This is a genomic window from Algoriphagus aquatilis (assembly GCF_042657405.1).
In the GTDB taxonomy this organism is placed as follows: Bacteria; Bacteroidota; Bacteroidia; order Cytophagales; family Cyclobacteriaceae; genus Algoriphagus; species Algoriphagus aquatilis.
This window is the reverse complement of the sequence record NZ_JBHSKS010000003.1, coordinates 166033-184531: the sequence shown is the minus strand read 5'-3', so window position 1 is coordinate 184531 and position 18499 is coordinate 166033. Positions and strand designations below refer to the sequence as shown.

Sequence of the window (18499 nt, the reverse complement as noted above, 5' to 3'; positions counted from 1 at the left end):
AGCTTTACTCCTAAGCGACCTTGATGGGAAGACTTGAGTAAACATTCAAAAGGTTTTGATAAATAATTTCCCGGGAATAGTTCTCTTGGGCCTTGAGAAATCCGGCCTTTCCAAATTGCTTACACAACTCAGGATTATTATAAAGTCTTCCGATGACAGTCGAAAGTTGGGATGAATGTCCTGGTTCTACCAACAAGCCATTGATTTCGTGATCAATTATGGATGCCATCGCACCGAGGTTGCTGGTGATTACGGGTTTGCTGTGCTGCATAGCACGGGTGATTACATTGGGAAAGCCTTCGTACCATTTCCCTGGAACAACAATTATTCTGGAGTCCTGATAAAACTGATCTAACTCATTCCCCTTGAGATATCCTTTCCATTGGACATTGGGAGGACTACTTTTTACCAGGCCCTGAAAACTTTCATCTACTCCCCCTGCTATTGCAAAAGTAATCTCAGGGAGATTTCTTGCAGCCTCCAAAAATTCAATGATCCCTTTCTCCGGACTAATCCTGCCGACAAAACTCACCAAGTCACCTAATTTTGTTTCATTCTTTGGCACAGATGGAGTTAAGCCCGGTACGATAAAAAGTTTTTTCTCAGGAATTCCATTTTGAATAAACTTCTGTTTTTGAAATTCCGACTGAACGATAAAGGCATCCACGTCATCCTGGATTTTCCAGAATGCTCGGGCGAAAAAATTTCGAAGCGCATAGCCTGTGCTTTTCAATCTACTGCTCTCACAATTTTTTGAAACACCGTTCCACTCACGGCCTTTTCCTAAACAGCTTTCACAAACCTTCCCTTTGGTGTCCAAGTGAAGCCCATTTGGACAAAAAAGTCGGTAATTGGGACAGCGCATGACAATGGGAATCCCCATTTTCTTAATCATTCCAAAGATTGCAGGAGAAATCAAGGGATAGATGTTTTGAATTTGAACTAGGTCAGGTTTAAAGTCTTCAAGAATCCTTTTTATTTCAGCTACCGCAACCGGATTATAGATTCCAGTAAAAAACGCCTTGACAGCTCCAAATTTGGATTGTGCTATCTCATCCGAACTTCTTCTATACCAACTTACCTCATGCCCATTTTGAGTTAATAAATAAGCTAAGCCCTCAGCAGCATGTTCTTCTCCAGAATTGTTCCCAGCGTAACTATTATGAATATATAAGATTTTCAAACTGATTTTTAATAAAATTTTCGAAAAATACTTTTTAATGAATTAAAATACAATTTAAAAGCATCTATTACAGATATTAATACAACTACAAAAAGAATAAATTTTAGTTTATATCCAAATTAATTGAAACAATAAAATCATGATATCCATCTTTGATGCCAATGTTGGTAATTTAAAATAAACCAAAGCCTTCTATCAAGACCTCTAATTGAATAATTTTTTAAAAATAAAGATTTCAATCTTTCAACTTCCCTGATATTAAAAACATTCGTTTTACTTAAACAAGTATCACTTAGATAAAAATCAAACTGTTCTCGTAAATCAGAGGTCATCCATTTTCTAATTGGAGAATCAAACCCTCTTTTTGGCCTATTGAAATCATAATTAGGCATATATTTCTTTAGAATATTTTTTAAAACAATTTTTTGATTATTTCCATGTAAATTAAAATCACTATTTAGTTGCAATGCAAATTCAACAAGTCTATGATCGAGAAAAGGTTCACGACATTCCAAAGAATAATACATCGAAGCTCTATCAACTTTCACCAATATATCATTTTGTAAAAAATTAGAAATATCAAAAATTTGAATCTCTCTTAATAAATTTACAGTATATTCGATTGCATAAGTATCAATATCGTTTATAAAATCTAGACTTAATGTGTCCCCTAAGTTTAACTCAGAAAACGGAGATTGCAAAGCCAATGATAAGTCAGAAACATTCTTTGAATTCAAAATATCTGATAACACTAACAAAAAAGACCCTATTTTACTGTACTTATAATTTGAAAAAAACATTCTAATTATTTTAGAAATTTTACACCTTAATGAAAAAGGCATGGCAAATACGAATTTAAGCCATTTATTTATTAATTTATAATGAGGATATCCAAAAAAAAGTTCATCCCCTCCATCTGCTGAAAGAACAACCTTACTTACTTCAGAAGCCATTCTAGATACCAACATAGTTGGAATCGAAGAACTATCACCAAAAGGTTCATCAAAAACTTTCGAAGACTCTAAAAACAATTCTTTAATATTATTCATATTACAAATCTTTGTAATATGATTTGTTCCAAAATGCAAAGAAACATCTTTTGCATATTTAGATTCATCAAAATTAATATTCTCAAAGCCTACAGTAAAAGTTGACAAATCAAACTTTCCGGATTTAGATAAAATTCCTGTTAATAGTGAACTATCAATTCCACCACTTAAAAATACACCTATTGGAACATCAGCTATCATACGAAAGCTAAATGCAGAAATCATTAATCTTTCTAGCTGATCTTCAATTCGTTCATCTTGGGTAATTTTTACACTAAATCCTTTTTGTTCATCAATATTCCAATAACAAAAATCATTAAAACTAAGAGAATCAAGATTAATTATCCTCCAATAGCCAGGTCTAAGGACTTCAACGTTTTTATAAATAGATTTATTACTCGATACAAAACCATTTTGGATATAATCAACAACAGCACTTTGTTCAATTTCTTTTGAAAACTTTGGATTTTTAAGAAAGGCCTTAACTTCAGATGAAAACATAAAAAGGCTTTCATTCTTATAAATAAAAAAAGGTTTAACTCCAAGTCGATCTCGGCAAAGAAAAAGTTGATTTGTACTCTTGGAATAAATTGCAAAGCTAAACATCCCTATAAAGTGGTTTACACAATTTATCCCCCACTCTTTAAAAGAATTAAGGATAACCTCAGTATCTGAATTAGACTTAAAACTGTATCCTTTCTTCACTAAAACCCCTTGAATATCTTTAAAATTATATATCTCCCCATTAAAGACAATTATATGTGAATTGTCAGAACAGGTCATTGGCTGGGCACCCAAATTGGAAAGATCTATAATTGACAACCTTCTATGCCCGAAAGCTAAAACTGAAGAATCATTAGAATGAACTAAAATCTCACCACCATCGGGCCCTCTATGTTCAAGCGATAAAGTCATATCTCGGATAACAGAATCTGCATCTAAGGGATTTAAATTTAAATCAATGAAACCTGAAATACCACACATTAGGATCTGGATTTGGATTTAATTGCTTCCTGACATGCGACATATATAGATTGTGCCGCACTACTCGAGTTAAAATTTTCAATTATTTCAAAGGACTTTTTACCCATTTCTTTAAAAAATTCTTTTTTATTATAACTGTCTTCAAGTATTTTTACAAATTGATCTAAATTAGTTGGATCAATTACCCAACCATTATCTTTAGTAACAAGCTCAAAGTGGCAACCGTTAAATATGGAGGTAATTATTGGAAGGCAAAATTGCATAGCTTCAGCTACAACAAGTGACCAATTATCTTCAAGAGTAGGAAGAATAAAAATATCAGCCTTATTGTAATATTCTCCCATTCTATCAAATTCAACAAATCCTTTTAGATGAACTTTTGCACTTAAATAATTCATATCCACAAAATCAATTATATAATCCTCTAATTCACCTTCACCAATAATTGTCAATGTAACATTTCTTAAATTAGAAAAAATCAACCAAGCTTTTAAAAGTTCTTTAATTCCCTTTAATTCAATCAATCTTCCAACAAATAAATAATTCAAAGGACTCTTATTATTTACAAACGATTCGGAGTCAATATTTTGCTTAGGAATCCCATCTGAAACCATAAATCCTTTAGTAATAATTTTTTTAAACCCTAAAAATCTTATATAATCTTCAGATAATTTACCCGAGCAACAAATCGAATCAATAAATTTAAGTGCTGTCTTTCTATAGAGTGTCCTAATTAATTGAGCATTTCTCTCCGTATGCATAGTTCGTTCATAACACATCACATGAGGGATACCTTTTGTAGCACTTAGAAAAAGGGTCGCATAAGACCACTGAAAAAAACCATCACTAATCATTACATCAGGTTTTAATCCTTTGATAGTCCTAATTAGATTAGGTTGAAATGGAATTCTAAATCCATTATTAGCAAAACCATCAAAAGAACTTTTACCCAAATAAATTTCGCCAGTCAAAGGAATCGCTCGATCTCCTAAGGCAGAAATTATTTTCTTATTCACTCGATCAGGATTTGCTTCTTTATTATATACTAAGAAAAATTCTACTCCTTGAATCTTAGCGAGTTCTTGAAAGACAGGAATTCTGTAATCTAAAAACCATAATGTACACCAGACAATTCGCATTTTTTAGAAAATTAAAGGTAAATTTTAAAATTATAAATGAAATTAAACCTTAACATTAATTTTATAATAAAATTATTATTCAATACAATATTAATTATTAACTCAATAATAAATATAATAATATTATATATTTAATTTAATTTTTACACTGATTTTTATTTAAATATTAAATATTTATACATAAGGAAAATCAGCATGTTAAAAATATCCTGATTATTTTATTAAATCACATATCAAAAAAAATAATATATATCACTTTCAAGAGCTGAAATATTAAAAATTTCAAAATAATAAAATCAAAATATTTAATCTACCTATCAAACAAATAAATTTAATAGGTATTTTAAGTAGTTCTATCTTTTTGAAAGGTTAATAAATAGCTCAAGCCAATTATAAAAGTTAAAATTACAATCGAGGGAATCCAAACACCATATACTCTGGATCCAATTCCCGGATTTCCCAATGAATGGATGGCAACTAGTGTGATTGAGGATAGAAAAATAGCTTTAAAACGCTTTTCAATTTTTCGAGAATACACATAAAAAAATGTTTTTGCAAAAAAGAGAAAATACAGCACTCCACCTAATATTCCCATTCCCAATATCCCTGAGATCAAGCCATTATGAGCACCAATAGCCGCCTTAAATTGATCATTGATAATAAAAGTTTCACCAGCTACAAAACCATACCCAGATAAGGGTTTGTCCTGCATTGATTTTATAGCCAAATCAAAAATTTTATCTCTACCAGTAGTATACTCTAATCCTATCCCATCTTGGCCATAGAAAATAGTATTTTGAAGTAATTCTTCAAAATCGAAAATAAATATCAGAACCAACAAGCTTCCTACAAGACAAAAGAAAATAACTTTCAAGAATGTATTTCCCTTAGCTAAAAATAAAGCGCCTAAAGCCATACCAATATAAGAGGTGTTGGAAAAACTTAAAATAGAGATTGCTACAATACCAAACCTAATCCAAAATCCTAAAGGGAATAAAAGGGCAAAGAAAAAGAAAGGAGTTGAATTGAATTGTTCTGCTAAAAGCGCTTGTATAGAAATAAATCCATTACCGGCCATTCTTTCTGTCGCAATAGCCCCAAATAAAATAGAAAATACAAAGAAAAAACTAAGCCATTTTATGACCTCATCAATTGAAAACCTTTTACCCAAATAGGAAAAGACCGAAAGTATCAAAAGGCTATAGGCAATGGTCTCAAAAGCCCTAAATCCAGACATCGAGGGATTAACGCTCCATAGAACACTTAATGTCGCTAATAAATGGTAAAGAAAAAGAAGAAATAGTGGGGATTTCATTAACAGAAACTTTCCAAATGAATCCTTTGACAAGAAATAAACCGAAACACCAAAGCAGACTACAGTATAAAGAATCTGAATAGTAGCAGAAGCATCCACAGAACCTACCTCATCAAAAGAACGCCGACGCTGCACCAGAATGAAAAGAATGGAACGGAAAATCAACAGGAAACCCGGTAATCCTGCTGCCCAAAAGAAGGATTTATAAGTGATTTTAGGAAAAGAATAGTTAATAGCACTTTCCACGATTTAGATTTTTCGAAATCTTTCTCTGATCTTTAAAAAGTTTACTGCTAGAAAAAAAACAAAAGGATTTGGTGCTGTTCTTTTTAAAATCTTAGCCACCTTATCATCAGGAAAGTACGCTCCTCTTTCAAAAACCATGTTTCTGGACAATTCAATTCGACCCGAAAGTAAGGCGGAATAGGCTAAATTTTTACAAATCCTGCCAGTTGCTAACTGATAGCCTTTATCATGCTGTAATTCAGGTTGTCTTTGAATAATGCGTTTCTCCCATTCTTGAATAGAAGGTGCGGACTTCCATCTTATAAGATTCTTTTCCCACCAGCCTAGAGATTTGGTCACTTCACCTCCGTCACTAACAAATAAGACCTCAGGAATAAAACCCCATTTACCAAAAGTGGCCATGTAAGCCCAAAACTCCAGATCTTCCGTGATTCGCAATCCAGGCCTTTGTCCACCCGTTTGCTTCACAACATCGGTCCGCATCAATACTGATCCGGTACACACGTGATTTTGAGCTGACCAAAACTCAAAAAAGTCTTCTAAAACCATCGATTGAAGATTATCATTAAAGGAAAGGATTTGCGGTGCCAAATTTGTACTTCCATTGGGGAGGTGGTGTTCTTGACCTACACTCACAGCGACTGCATCCGGATGCCTTTCCAAAAAAGAAACTGTTTTTTCGATAAATCCAGCCAACCAGTAATCATCCGCATCCAAAAAGGCAAGATATTTTCCCGTGGCATTGGCTATCCCTTTGTTTCGTGCTGAGGCAGGCCCTTGATTTGATTGTTTTAAGATCGGAACCATAGGGTACTTTTCACGAAGGATTTCCACACTATTGTCTGTGGAACCATCATCAATACAGATGATTTCCAAGGGAAAATCTCCATTATTTGCTAGTACCGAATTGATGCAACGCTCCAGTAACGGTGAAGCGTTGAAAATTGGAATGATTATGGAAACTTTTGACATGCCATATTATTAAATTGTAGCGAAGCCTCCAGGATCTCGATTGATTCGAAGCCTAACTTCCTTGCATTTTTCTTGACCTAAATGATAACCCACTAAATATCCTTTGGTATGGTTATAAAATTTCCCAAATATCAGAATAGGAATAAAAAATGCAGCTATTAAATCCCCATGATCTAATGCTCGAGCAACACCTTTCCAAGTATTCTTCTTTATTAGGTTTATTAGTCCGCTGAAAAAGGGGCAGAAAAAAGCAGGAATCATTTTATTTAAATAGAATTTGACAGATTTTGGAGTCTTGATATAAGCTTCTCCATCTCCCTTGCCATAAACAAATTGCTCTCTAAAAAATTGTTTTAAATTACTTGGCCTTCCCCAATAAGTCATTGCATTAGGAGCAAATGCGAATTTATATCCATTTTGAACCAATTGCCTGCCAAATACTGAATCATCAGCATAAAAGGTAAGCTGCTCAGGTAGTCTTCCAATTTCTTCCCAAATACGCTTTTTGTAGGCAATTGATCTATTTCCTGGCACATGTCCGGGTTCTAATTTAGCAAAACCACCATTCTCAAAATAATACTCAGCCCAACCAACTTTACTCTTAATTGTTTCTGTATCAATACAAGTGTTGCCTGCGACGACTTCAACTGTTGGATCTTTTTCAAATGGAATAATTAATTCCTCACACCAAATTTCGTTAAGACGAACGCCCATATCTGTGGATAGGATATGTTCAAATTGAGCATTTTCGATTGCATAATTGCGTCCAATGGCAGCATTCCCTTTTTTCTGTAACACTTTTATTCGGAAATCTTTTTCTGCCCAATCTAATAAATATTCGAACGTTCCATCATCTGAAAAAGCATCTACAATGACCAATTCATTAGGCTGTCTCGTTTGATCCAATATATTTTGCTTCCACCTAGGAAGGGATCGCATTTCATTTCGACAGGTCGTTACTACTGAAAAAGGTATAGTAGACATCTAAAATTTTATTTTGATAAACGTTCCACCCAATTGGAGTAAATATCAGCCAAGGTTTGCTCAAAAGGAATTTCAGTTTTCCATCCCAACTTTTCAATTTTATCGGTTTTGCCTAACAAGACCTTTTCATCCGAGGGTCTAAATAAAGCTGGATCTGTTTCCACTTTCACTTCTATTCCGGCAATTTTTATCAAGATATCCAAGGATTCCTGCATCGTCCAGTCTTTTCCGGCACAGATGTTATAGACTTCACCGGATATTCCTTTTTCTGCCAATAAAATCAAGGCTTTTGCACCATCTCTCACGTCGACAAAATCTCTGGAAGAAGTTAAATTACCCACTTTCATTACAGGTTCCTGTAGCCCTAACTTGATGGAAGCGACCTGTCTGGCAAAATTTTGAAGCGCCGTTACCGGTGGATGGTCAGGGCCTACATGAATAAACAAGCGAGGAAGAACAATATCCAAACCATAATTCAAGTGAAACTGCCTGGCCATCATCTCCATCGCAGCCTTGGAAACTCCATAAGGGGTGAGGGGCTTAAGAGGGGTCTTATCTTCATCGATGGGCAACATTTCGTCAGGAACTATACCATATTCAGCACTGGAACAAGCAGGAATAATTCTTGCGTTAGGTGAAAATTCAAGACAAGTTTCAAAAACGTTTCGAGAACCTTGAATATTTAACTGATAGGTTGTATCCTCTGCCTTCCAACTTTCGCCATTGTAAGCCTGAGCTGCCAAGTGAAACACTACATCCGGCTGAAATTCTTTCCAAACCATTCTTAAAAACTTAACATCCATAATGTCGCCTTGATAATGCTTGTAGAAAGGCTTCACAGACATATAGCGCGTGGCGGAAGTCGCTCTTGACAAACCTCCAACCTGGTATCCTTGATCATGCATCAACTTAGCAAGATGCTTTCCAATCATACCAGTAATTCCGGTAATCAGTACTTTTTTCATAAAAATGATGTATAATTATTTTTTAAGTTTTTCATAATCATTAGCCCAAGCTCTTACTAACTCCATCTCTTCTTTTGGTAAGATCCCTGCAATAACCAAATCTTCGTAACAAATGATCAGATTTCGTAAAGCATTAACAGAACCAGGCAATAATTTCGAAGCTTCTAGGGTTTTGGTTAGTTTTTCATTTTGGGTATAACCTGAAATTTCGGCCTCAAAGTCTCGCATCAGGTTATGAAAATTTCTGTCCTGATCTACTTCACTGGCATGAAAAACAAGGTGATAACCCATTTCCCACAAACAACGTTGAGCAATAAAACTTTTCCAAATATCAGTCATTCGAAATGAACAGTAGCTAGGCAGATACAATAAAGGAAAAGCTTCTTCCCACCACCAAGTAGATTGGGTATTAAAAGGACACCAAGAACCAGTCGGTAAAGCAAGAGAATCCTTTCTTTCAAAATAAAACTCCCTGTCTTGAGTTAATCTCCATATGGCATCTACATCCGGAGATAAATCTGCGAGTCCTTGTTGAATGGGAGCTTTTATTTTTATCAAACTTCCATCATGTTTTGGAATAGCACTATCTTTACCAATATAATCAAGCAAAAATCCCCTAGGCCAAATACTTTCCTCAGAAAAATGCTTGTATGCATTGATCCAATGAGCTGAATGTGCCATCAAAACTTTTGTTTCCTGATTTCTTATACTCCAATAATCATTTGGTGCATTGTCATCATCAGTTTCATAGATACAATCCTCACCTTGCTGAATAGCTAACAGATATCCCAAATTTTTTCTTGAATAATGAGCCGTAGGCAACAGTTTAGCCAATTTAAAATCCAAACTTAATTGGTTATCTAGGCTATAGAACTGTGTATTGGGTAAATCATATTTAAAAGGACCTTTTTTATCCCCTATTATTACTAATCCATTTGAATAAATGGATTTATTGGAAAGTTTTATTACTGATTCCGTTGGTTCAGCAATTGTTGTAATTATTGATATCATTTAAAATTATTTAAAATAAGATAAGATAATATTAGACATATATTCGATTCTACTATCATGAGTATGGTTATTCTTAATTAAAGATCTGGCTTCTTTTGCAATTATTTTGGCTATTGGAGAATCAAGTATTTTAAATTTTTTATCAAAGTTATTCTTATTGATAATAACACAATTTAATCCATCTTGGAAACCTAAATATTTTAATTCTAGCGTATCTTCTAAAAAAGGTAAACAACCACAAGCTGGTATTTCAAAATATTTCATTACAGCAAAGTTGGTTGGCTTTATAGCTGAAGTAACTATTGCTCCTTTAAATTGAGATAAATGATTATAATAATTACTTGAAAATAAACCACTTTTATTTGGACTGTATCCTCCATGATCTAAAATTTCTACTTTTTCTAAATTATTTAAGGAATAAGATCTCATTATTTTCTCTCTCAAAGGATACATATAACTAACCATACCTGAAAATAGAATTTTTGAGAATCGATTTTCATACTCATCAAAGTTATACATAGTGAACAACTCATTAGACACACTTAATGGTGTCCAATGAGTTTTACTTGAAAATTTTTTAAAGATATTTTGTGATAGCATGTTTAATGCATATGTACTAAAAAGTATGTCTACCTTATCTACGATGCTTTCGAAATCTTTAGAATTGAAAAAAGTACGAAACTTAAAGTAATGAAAATCATCATGATATAAAAATAAGGGAACTGATCTACTGTTTAAAAGATTAGTATTAGTGAAAAGATGACATCTAATGGATAGAATTCCATCATAAGTAAATTTATTGAGATCAGAGGGTGTACAGATAAAATATTTTAATTGAGGATGTTGAAATCTTTCTAAAGCATATACTAAAGATAAAAAGTAATGATTACCTCCTTGAAACCAATTTTTATCTATTGGAATAGCTATTATTTTCATTTGAAATAATCTTTTATCGTTAAAATTAAATATTTTTCATCGGAATATTTTATATAGCTCTTGCTTCCATTTATTTTCTTACTTTTGAAAAAGAAGCTAAAAATTTTAAATGGTGTACTATAAATAATAACTTTGAGAAGTGTTTTAAAATTAGACAAACTCTTTTTTCCTTGATTAGAGGCAATTAGAATACGAAAATTTTGAAATGATTTTTTGTTATAAAAATCTAAAATCTTTTGAAGATGTTTTATATCATCTTTTGCACTAAGAATATCTAATTGGATTTGATTTTTAATTTTAGACTTCAATATTTCATCTATATTAATTGATTCCAAATCAATTATTCTTTGAGAATAAGAAAGCAAGTCACTTTCTTTAATCTTAAGCATCTTTTTAATTAAGCTAAAATAACTACCTCCATAATTACTGGATATATTTTGATAGCCAATCCTATATTTGGTTGTTACTGTATTTAAAAGCATAATACCTCCTAATAGAAGCCCTCTATAAGGCAATAAAATATCCTCTGTTTGAATTTGGCTAGTTATTTTTTTAAAAAAAGTAAAGCAAGATCTTCGATAAGCAAAGGCAGCACCATGAAAAAAATGGCTTCTAAATTCAGGTAGATTATCAAAATTATAAAACTGATTACATACAAAATTGTTTTTTACATCTATTATAGAAAATGCTGTCCCTATTGCATAAATATTTTTAAAGTCCTCTTTATGTATAATATTACTTAAAGTCTCTACTTTATTTTCATCAGCTATGTCGTCTCCAGCGCAACCTGTAATCCAATCACCAGATGTAGCATCAACTGCAGTTACAAAATTTCTTAAAATCCCTAAGTTCACATTATTTCTAATTAACTTTATAGGAATCTCTAGTTCTAATTTGCTTATTATTTCCGTTGCAACAAAGTATGTGTTGTCCGTCGAACAATCATCAACGATAACAATTTCCTTAGGCAATACCTTTTGTGCTAGTGCACTATTAATAGCATCACTAATAAATTCCTCTTGATTATATGTTATTATAATAAAAGAAATGCTCTGATCTATTTGTTTTAACATTATGTAGGTTCAGTTCGTAAGCGCACTTTTTCGAGTAGCACTTGATTAGGAATTTTGTAATTAAATTTTAGTATTAGACTTTTGTTAAGATATGATTAAATTTCAAGAAAGACTTTATCATTTACAAGTTAAAGTCTGAATTTCTTAGGGATAAAACTTCTCAATACACCGATGTGATTTTCAACCATGCCTTTGTCTTGACTGGTATAGGGTCGGGTGAAGTACGCTTTAATTTCTGTTTCCTTTTCAAGTATCTCATGAAAGCTAAATGCCTTTTCATTATCGAAGGTTAAAGTTTTGGCTTTGCAGGGAAGTATGGTTAAGATTTTCAAGATGTTTTTTAATACCTTCTCACCCTCCTTGATAGTAATATTTTTTGGAGTTGAGTAAACAACCTAGCTCTATCTTTAACTACTAGTAAAGAACATTTTTGATTTTTAACCAATATAAAATCGACTTTCAGGTCACCTAACCGTGGCCTATGAGCTACTATGGGCGGCCTATCTTACATAAGGCGTAGGTTGGCAATAATACCTCTGGAGACCTTCTGATTACATCTTTTACGTTTTCTTCTACCATTTCTCAAATATTTGTAAAATGCGCTTAAAGTCGAGTTCTCCTGGTATGTCTGCTTATATATTTCCTATCAACTGGTAAATCATGCATGACTCACCTATACTCCTTCTAAACATCGACTTATGGGTTCAGAGCTCCAACAATAATCCATTAGATGTCTTACAATATGGCGTTTAATCCCATCATCAAATTTATGCGCTTTTATTTATTCTCATAACATACAAGGTCTTACACTCTGCAAAATATGCAAAGAAAAAAATCCAATCTATGCCATCTTTGACTAGTGTTACTACGGAGTTCTCTACTAAGATATAAAAATGAGCCCCTAAGATAGAAGTTATAGATTTTTAACTATGGCATATTTTGAGAAATGCTTTTTTTGGTACCTATACTCTAAGCCGAGTTATTTGTAAATTTTTGTCATAGATAATCCAAAGATTACAATACAAAGGTAAAAGAAAAAAGCCTTCCAAAGCTTTGTTCCTTCTTTCTATCTAGTGTTATTATCATTTGTACTCAACTGTATGAAATCTAATTATATAACCAAAAAAAGTGATAATAATTCAACTTAAACTTTAGAAAACTAACTTTAAAATACCCTTACTTTTTTACATGATTGCAGTTTTTATATATTCTAATATTTTGGTCATTGGTCACAAACTCTGATCTCAAAAATTAATTAACTTTCTCCTCCAACCAATCATTATAAATGTCAACTATATCATCCTGTTAAACATCCTTCGAAACAATCAATTCAATATCCTGATAGGTCTGTGATTAAGTACTTTCCAAGATCTCAAAGACAAACTTGGAGGAATTATAGGTGATGACAATGATAGAGTCTAGCAAATTTTCATTCATTTCTTTTGTTTAAAAACATACCCATTAATTCAAAAAATTCTTTACTTTTTTGATAATAAGCTAACAGCATATATATCATACCGCCTAAAAGTGGGCCAATAATAATTTTTAAAAATAAATTATCCACAAATAGTAATACAAAAAAAACAGCAGCTCCCATTAGAAAAGCATTTAGTATCACGGGAGACATATCAGCTATTTGCTTAAAAGCACCATATTTAAACATTCTCCCTGGTAAGAATGCATTAAAGAAAAATGCTACAAAAGAAGTGATTACATGACCAATTACCATTGCTTTCATTCCAATAGGTAAAGTAATGATCATCGTAATAATAGTTAATGGAAGCTTAGATAGATCAACTTTCAAAAATAAATCTGATCGTCCATTGGCATTTAATAAATTCAAATTAAGAGAGCTCGCTGGATAAAATATACGAGCAAAGGGCATCCATTGTAATAAGGGGATAACTGCTAACCATTTATCAGTTAGTAAAAGGAGAACAATTGGTTCTGCCAAAAGACTTAATAATACCATAGCAGGAAAATTAATGAAAGCAGTCATTCTTATCAGCCTTCGAAAAATATCAATCATACGATCAGGTTCATAACGCATTTTCGATAGCAAAGGATAAGTTACTTGCTGTATAACACTATTTACAGTTCCAGAAATCAGTTCGGTAAAACCAATAGATCGGCTATAAAATGCAAGCTCTGAACTTCGATAGTACTTTCCTATATATACATCATAAACATTACGTAAGGCTTGTGCATAGATAGAAGCAAATAAAAGTTTAAAACCAAATCCAAATAATTCTTTAAAGGATTTCTGTGAAAATTTAATACTATATTTCCAATTGCAAAGGTGAAGTAAAAATAAAAAACTAAAAATACCTGTCAATAATATTTGGAATGCTAGGGCCCAGTAGCCTATCCCATACCAAGCCAGAAAGATTGCTATTGTTCCTGAAAGAAAACTGGAACTTACATTTACTTTGGCTAAAACTTTAAAATTCAAATCGATAGTAAGCTTGGTCCGCTGTATCGCTACAAAAGATCCTATAAGAAGATTTAAACTTAGAAACCGTAAAAGTTTGGTTAGTCTTGGCTCATTATAAAAATCAGAAATATAAGGTGCTATTACAAAAAGAATAGCATACATAAAAAATGCTGTTCCAAGGTTGAAAATAAATACCGTTGAATAATCTTCTTCAGTTTTATCCTGTTTTTGGATTAGTCCACTCCCCATTCCACTTTCCACGAAAGCAGAAGCAACAGATGTAAAAATCACAAGCATACCAAGTAAACCAAAATCCTCAGGACTAAGGATGCGAGCTAGAATGACACCAATCACTAGGCTCAACAGATGACCAGAAAAACGCTCTAAAGCATTCCAAAGAAATCCTGAAGTTGCTTTTTGTCTAAAGGTCATTTAAGCCAAACGTATGGAAATAAATAATGAATTTTTAGAGTTACATTTACTTCATTACATCTAAATAAATGTGTCATAAATTAAAATCTTTTAAGTCTTCTTTGATCTTAGTTGTTGAAATATTTTCCGTTCTAGAAAGATACAAAACCTGACATTCATTAATAAGAAAATCAAATTTCCCTTTCCAATCATCACCCATCACAAATTTATTTATTTTGAATTTTTTAATATCAAGTACTTTTTGATCCCATGAATTCTCTGGTATAACTAAATCCACAAATTTTATTGATTCTAAAATAAATTTTCTCTCTTCATATGTGTAGTAGGATTTTTTATTTTTGAGTTCATTAAATTCATCTGTAGAAAGTCCAACAATCAAAAAATCACCTTGATCCTTTGCTCTTTTAAGGATATTTATGTGACCTCTATGTATAAGGTCAAAAGTCCCATATGTAATTACATTAATCATTTTAATAATTTTGTTAATTGATAAAAAATATTTTCAGAAGCAAGTTTCCCGTTTGGCGGTATAAGATAACTATTCTTGAATTTTAATCTTTCATTTTTTTTTGGATCCCTCCCTTCTATTACATTTTCCAAAAATTCCCGAATGTCTTCCTTATTTTTAGCGATATAGTGAACATTATAAGCAAGTTTTCCAAAACTATTCAACCTATCTTTGATAGTATCGTCCTTATCCGTTCTAAGGGTCGGCTTTTCAGTATAAAGATACTCAATAAGAAAAGAACCTGAATCATGAATTAAAGCATCTGATGTAAGAAACAATTCAAAATAGTCGCTTTCATTTAAGCTGGCATTAGACAGTGTTTCCCATAAATCAAAATATTCATTAGTTTTGTTCAATCCCCATTCTGGATGCAAATACAATTTCCCTTTTAACAGAGGATGAGGTTTAAAACAAATCTCAATATGTTTTTCATATTCTTTTAAAATTTCAATAAAAAAATCGCTTAAATAGAGAAAAGATGAGAAGCTAATGAATGACCTGTCATTATCTATAGTATGATGAGGTGCCCAAATAATTTTTTTTTTGTCTTTATGTTTCCAAATTTTATCACTTGGTATTTTATCAATTAATAACATATCGCCACCTGGATATCCAGTTGTCAATACATTACGCCCCCTATTTCTGGCAAATTTGACAGAATATTCTTTATGAATTTCAGTTTCACAAAAAAGATTCCAAAGATAATTATGAAAGTCTTGGTCATGGAACAAAGATATCAAATGTGAATTACCAAAATTATATGGCACGTAACATGTTAAACTATTTAAAAAACTAGTTATTAAATACTCCTTTCGTGTTAAATTATGCGGGTTTGTAAAAAAAACAATAGTAGGATCTAATTCTCTGTTTACATCTAACCACTTATTATTATCCTTTAAAGATTTTACAACTCTATAACCTCCTGTCTTGAAAAATTCATAACACTTATTTAAATCTTCAATCATTACATTTTCTCCCATAGGCAAATAAGGACAAACAACAACTACAGGATTAAATCTTTCTGACTTTTCAAGTAAATCATATAAATAACTATATTTCCAAACCGATTCGTGGATTACAAGGAAAATAACATTAATTTTATCTTTTCCCTTTATTTTATTTATTATTCTTTTTTGATAAAATCTTGCTTTAAGCTGATAAAAAAAAAATAAAAATCTTTTAATAATTCCTATCAAAAGCATCTTAACCATTCTTATAAAATTCAATTAAGTTATTAGAAATTTTTTTAATACATTCTTTTTTTATTCCAGGCCAAATCGGCAAACTCAAAGAAGTTTTTGCTAGCTTCTCTGCTACCGGAAAATCACCTTCTTTAAAACCAAGATGAGCATAAGCCTTTTGAAGATGGGGAGGAATGGGATAGTGAATCAAGGTGCCTATTCCTTTTTCAGCTAAGAAAGCCTGTAATTTATCTCGGTAGTTGGTTCGAATCACATACAAATGATAGACATGTGTAGAATCCGACCCAACTTCAGGTAAGATCAAATCTCCCATACCGGCTAAGGCTCCATTGTACCAAGCCGCAATTTCTAGCCTTTGTCGGGTCCATTCATATAAATGTCTCAATTTGACCGAGAGAAATGCTGCCTGCAATTCATCCAAGCGCATATTGTGTCCTATCACTTCATGCTTGTACTTTTCCCGGCTACCGTAATTTCGAAGCATCAGGATTTTTTCTGCCAAAGCGGCATCATTCGTCGTACAAGCTCCTGCATCACCCAAAGCTCCTAGGTTCTTTCCCGGATAAAAGCTTGTCGCATTGATATGCCCAAAGCTTCCGGTAAGTTTCCCATTAAAGGTAGCTCCATGGGCTTGGGCATTGTCTTCAATTACTTTCAAGTTGTATTTACCGGCAATCTGCATGATCTTATCCATTTCACAGGCCTGCCCATAGAGGTGAACGGGGATAATGGCTTTTGTATTGGAAGTAATTGCTTGCGCAATTAAATCGGGATTAATCAAATAGGTTTTTTCATTTGGTTCTACAAACACAGGCTTTGCACCAGTATAAGAAACAGCCAAAACGGTAGCGATAAAGGTATTGGATGGCATGATCACCTCATCTCCTTCACCGATCTCCAAGGCCTTTAAGGCCAAATAGAGTGCATCCAATCCATTGCTAATGCCGATTGCATATTGGATCTGATTGAATGATGCATATTCTTTTTCGAATTGGGAAAGGTGCTTTCCCATGATATACCAATACCCATCATACACAGATTCGAAAGCTTGTTGCATCTCTACTTTGATTGCCGAATGGGCTGGTTCAAAATTTAAAAATGGAATGTTCATAATCTTATTAATTCTCCAGCTTCTTCCTTCCAATGATTTCCTTGATTATCCAGAAAGAACCCCACTTCTTCCTTCATCTTGGTACCGTCTTCATTCATCCATCCTTTGATTGCAGCAGGAGTACCCATCATCAATGCCCGATCAGGAACATTTCTAGTGACCACTGCACCTGCTGCAATCAATGCAAATTCTCCAATGGTAATTCCACATAAAATGGTAGCATTGGCGCCTATGCTTACCCCTCGCCTCACATGAGTTTCTAAAAGTTGGTAGTTTGAATTTTTAGATTTAGGCCATTTATCATTAGTGAACGTGGCATTAGGTCCGACCATCACATCATCATCCAACCGAACTCCGTCCCAAACATATACCCCGGGTTTAACAGTTACTCGATCTCCAAGCTGTGCTTTCCCTTCTATCAAGGTATGGCAGTTGATATTACAATCCTTACCAATACTAGCTCCTTCCAAGACAATACTAAACTGCCAGATTTTTGTTCCTTCGCCTATATGCTTGGTGTAAACTTCTGCTAAAGGATGGATCATCTTTTAAACTTTATAAAATCTTGGTAATCTCGGATATAATCCTTTTCATCATATTTATTGGAAGCCAAAACCAAACAGATGGATCCCGATGAAAAATTATTTAACTCTCTCCACAAGCCTGAAGGCATTAAAACACCATGATAGGGCCTATTAAGATTAAAAGTCCGTTTGGTTCTCCCATCATCCACCACAAGATCAAAACTTCCAGAAGCAGCAATAATCAATTGCTGCAACTCGTAATGGGCATGACCACCCCTAGCCTCTCCTCCTGGGACATCGTATAAATAGTACACCCGCTCCACTTCAAATGGGATTTCTATTCGATTGTTTACTGCAGTAACATTTCCATTAATTTGATGATTTTTAGGGAGCTCGATCAGGGTACAGTCTAATACAGTAGATTTTTTCAT

The 18499-nt window shown here is 33.0% G+C and carries 16 protein-coding genes; all 16 read right to left on the bottom strand.

The window, feature by feature from the left end:
• Positions 1-10: 10 nt before the first annotated feature.
• The 16 genes from ACFPIK_RS05185 to ACFPIK_RS05110 all read right to left on the bottom strand — a co-directional run bounded on the left by ACFPIK_RS05185 (position 11) and on the right by ACFPIK_RS05110 (position 18499).
• Positions 11-1183, bottom strand: coding sequence for a glycosyltransferase family 4 protein (locus ACFPIK_RS05185; RefSeq protein WP_377912935.1), 1173 nt, complete (start codon positions 1181-1183; stop codon positions 11-13).
• Positions 1184-1320: 137 nt separating this feature from the next.
• Positions 1321-3216, bottom strand: a complete 1896-nt coding sequence (gene asnB / locus ACFPIK_RS05180; RefSeq protein WP_377912933.1) for an asparagine synthase (glutamine-hydrolyzing) — start codon at positions 3214-3216, stop codon at positions 1321-1323.
• Positions 3216-4355: a glycosyltransferase family 4 protein gene (locus ACFPIK_RS05175; protein WP_377912931.1), complete on the bottom strand. Its 1140-nt coding sequence runs from the start codon at positions 4353-4355 to the stop codon at positions 3216-3218. The genes asnB and ACFPIK_RS05175 overlap by 1 nt, the downstream gene beginning before the upstream one ends.
• Before the next feature lie 343 nt (positions 4356-4698).
• Positions 4699-5916: a hypothetical protein gene (locus ACFPIK_RS05170; RefSeq protein WP_377912929.1), complete on the bottom strand. Its 1218-nt coding sequence runs from the start codon at positions 5914-5916 to the stop codon at positions 4699-4701.
• A 3-nt stretch (positions 5917-5919) separates the two neighbouring features.
• Positions 5920-6888, bottom strand: coding sequence for a glycosyltransferase family 2 protein (locus ACFPIK_RS05165; protein ID WP_377912927.1), 969 nt, complete (start codon positions 6886-6888; stop codon positions 5920-5922).
• Between the two features lie 9 nt (positions 6889-6897).
• Positions 6898-7872: a glycosyltransferase gene (locus ACFPIK_RS05160; protein ID WP_377912925.1), complete on the bottom strand. Its 975-nt coding sequence runs from the start codon at positions 7870-7872 to the stop codon at positions 6898-6900.
• 8 nt (positions 7873-7880) lie between these two features.
• On the bottom strand, positions 7881-8837 hold the full coding sequence (locus ACFPIK_RS05155) for a GDP-mannose 4,6-dehydratase (protein ID WP_377912923.1): 957 nt from the start codon (positions 8835-8837) through the stop codon (positions 7881-7883).
• A 15-nt stretch (positions 8838-8852) separates the two neighbouring features.
• Positions 8853-9848, bottom strand: coding sequence for an STELLO glycosyltransferase family protein (locus ACFPIK_RS05150; protein WP_377912921.1), 996 nt, complete (start codon positions 9846-9848; stop codon positions 8853-8855).
• Between the two features lie 6 nt (positions 9849-9854).
• Positions 9855-10784 carry a glycosyltransferase gene (locus tag ACFPIK_RS05145; protein ID WP_377912919.1) on the bottom strand — a complete coding sequence of 310 codons (930 nt, stop codon included), beginning with the start codon at positions 10782-10784 and terminating at the stop codon, positions 9855-9857.
• Positions 10781-11857, bottom strand: a complete 1077-nt coding sequence (locus tag ACFPIK_RS05140; RefSeq protein ID WP_377912917.1) for a glycosyltransferase family 2 protein — start codon at positions 11855-11857, stop codon at positions 10781-10783. The genes ACFPIK_RS05145 and ACFPIK_RS05140 overlap by 4 nt, the downstream gene beginning before the upstream one ends.
• Positions 11858-13286: 1429 nt before the next feature.
• Complete coding sequence (locus tag ACFPIK_RS05135) at positions 13287-14723, bottom strand: lipopolysaccharide biosynthesis protein (RefSeq protein WP_377912916.1); 1437 nt, start codon at positions 14721-14723, stop codon at positions 13287-13289.
• Positions 14724-14796: 73 nt separating this feature from the next.
• Complete coding sequence (gene tagD, locus ACFPIK_RS05130; protein ID WP_377912915.1) at positions 14797-15192, bottom strand: glycerol-3-phosphate cytidylyltransferase; 396 nt, start codon at positions 15190-15192, stop codon at positions 14797-14799.
• Positions 15189-16442, bottom strand: coding sequence for a CDP-glycerol glycerophosphotransferase family protein (locus ACFPIK_RS05125; protein ID WP_377912913.1), 1254 nt, complete (start codon positions 16440-16442; stop codon positions 15189-15191). Before ACFPIK_RS05125 ends, tagD begins: the two co-directional genes overlap by 4 nt.
• Entirely contained in the window at positions 16435-17544 is a 1110-nt protein-coding gene (locus ACFPIK_RS05120; RefSeq protein ID WP_377912911.1) for a DegT/DnrJ/EryC1/StrS family aminotransferase, read from the bottom strand. Before ACFPIK_RS05120 ends, ACFPIK_RS05125 begins: the two co-directional genes overlap by 8 nt.
• Positions 17541-18089, bottom strand: a complete 549-nt coding sequence (locus ACFPIK_RS05115) for an acyltransferase (RefSeq protein ID WP_377912909.1) — start codon at positions 18087-18089, stop codon at positions 17541-17543. Before ACFPIK_RS05115 ends, ACFPIK_RS05120 begins: the two co-directional genes overlap by 4 nt.
• Positions 18086-18499 carry a sugar 3,4-ketoisomerase gene (locus ACFPIK_RS05110; RefSeq protein WP_377912907.1) on the bottom strand — a complete coding sequence of 138 codons (414 nt, stop codon included), beginning with the start codon at positions 18497-18499 and terminating at the stop codon, positions 18086-18088. The genes ACFPIK_RS05115 and ACFPIK_RS05110 overlap by 4 nt, the downstream gene beginning before the upstream one ends.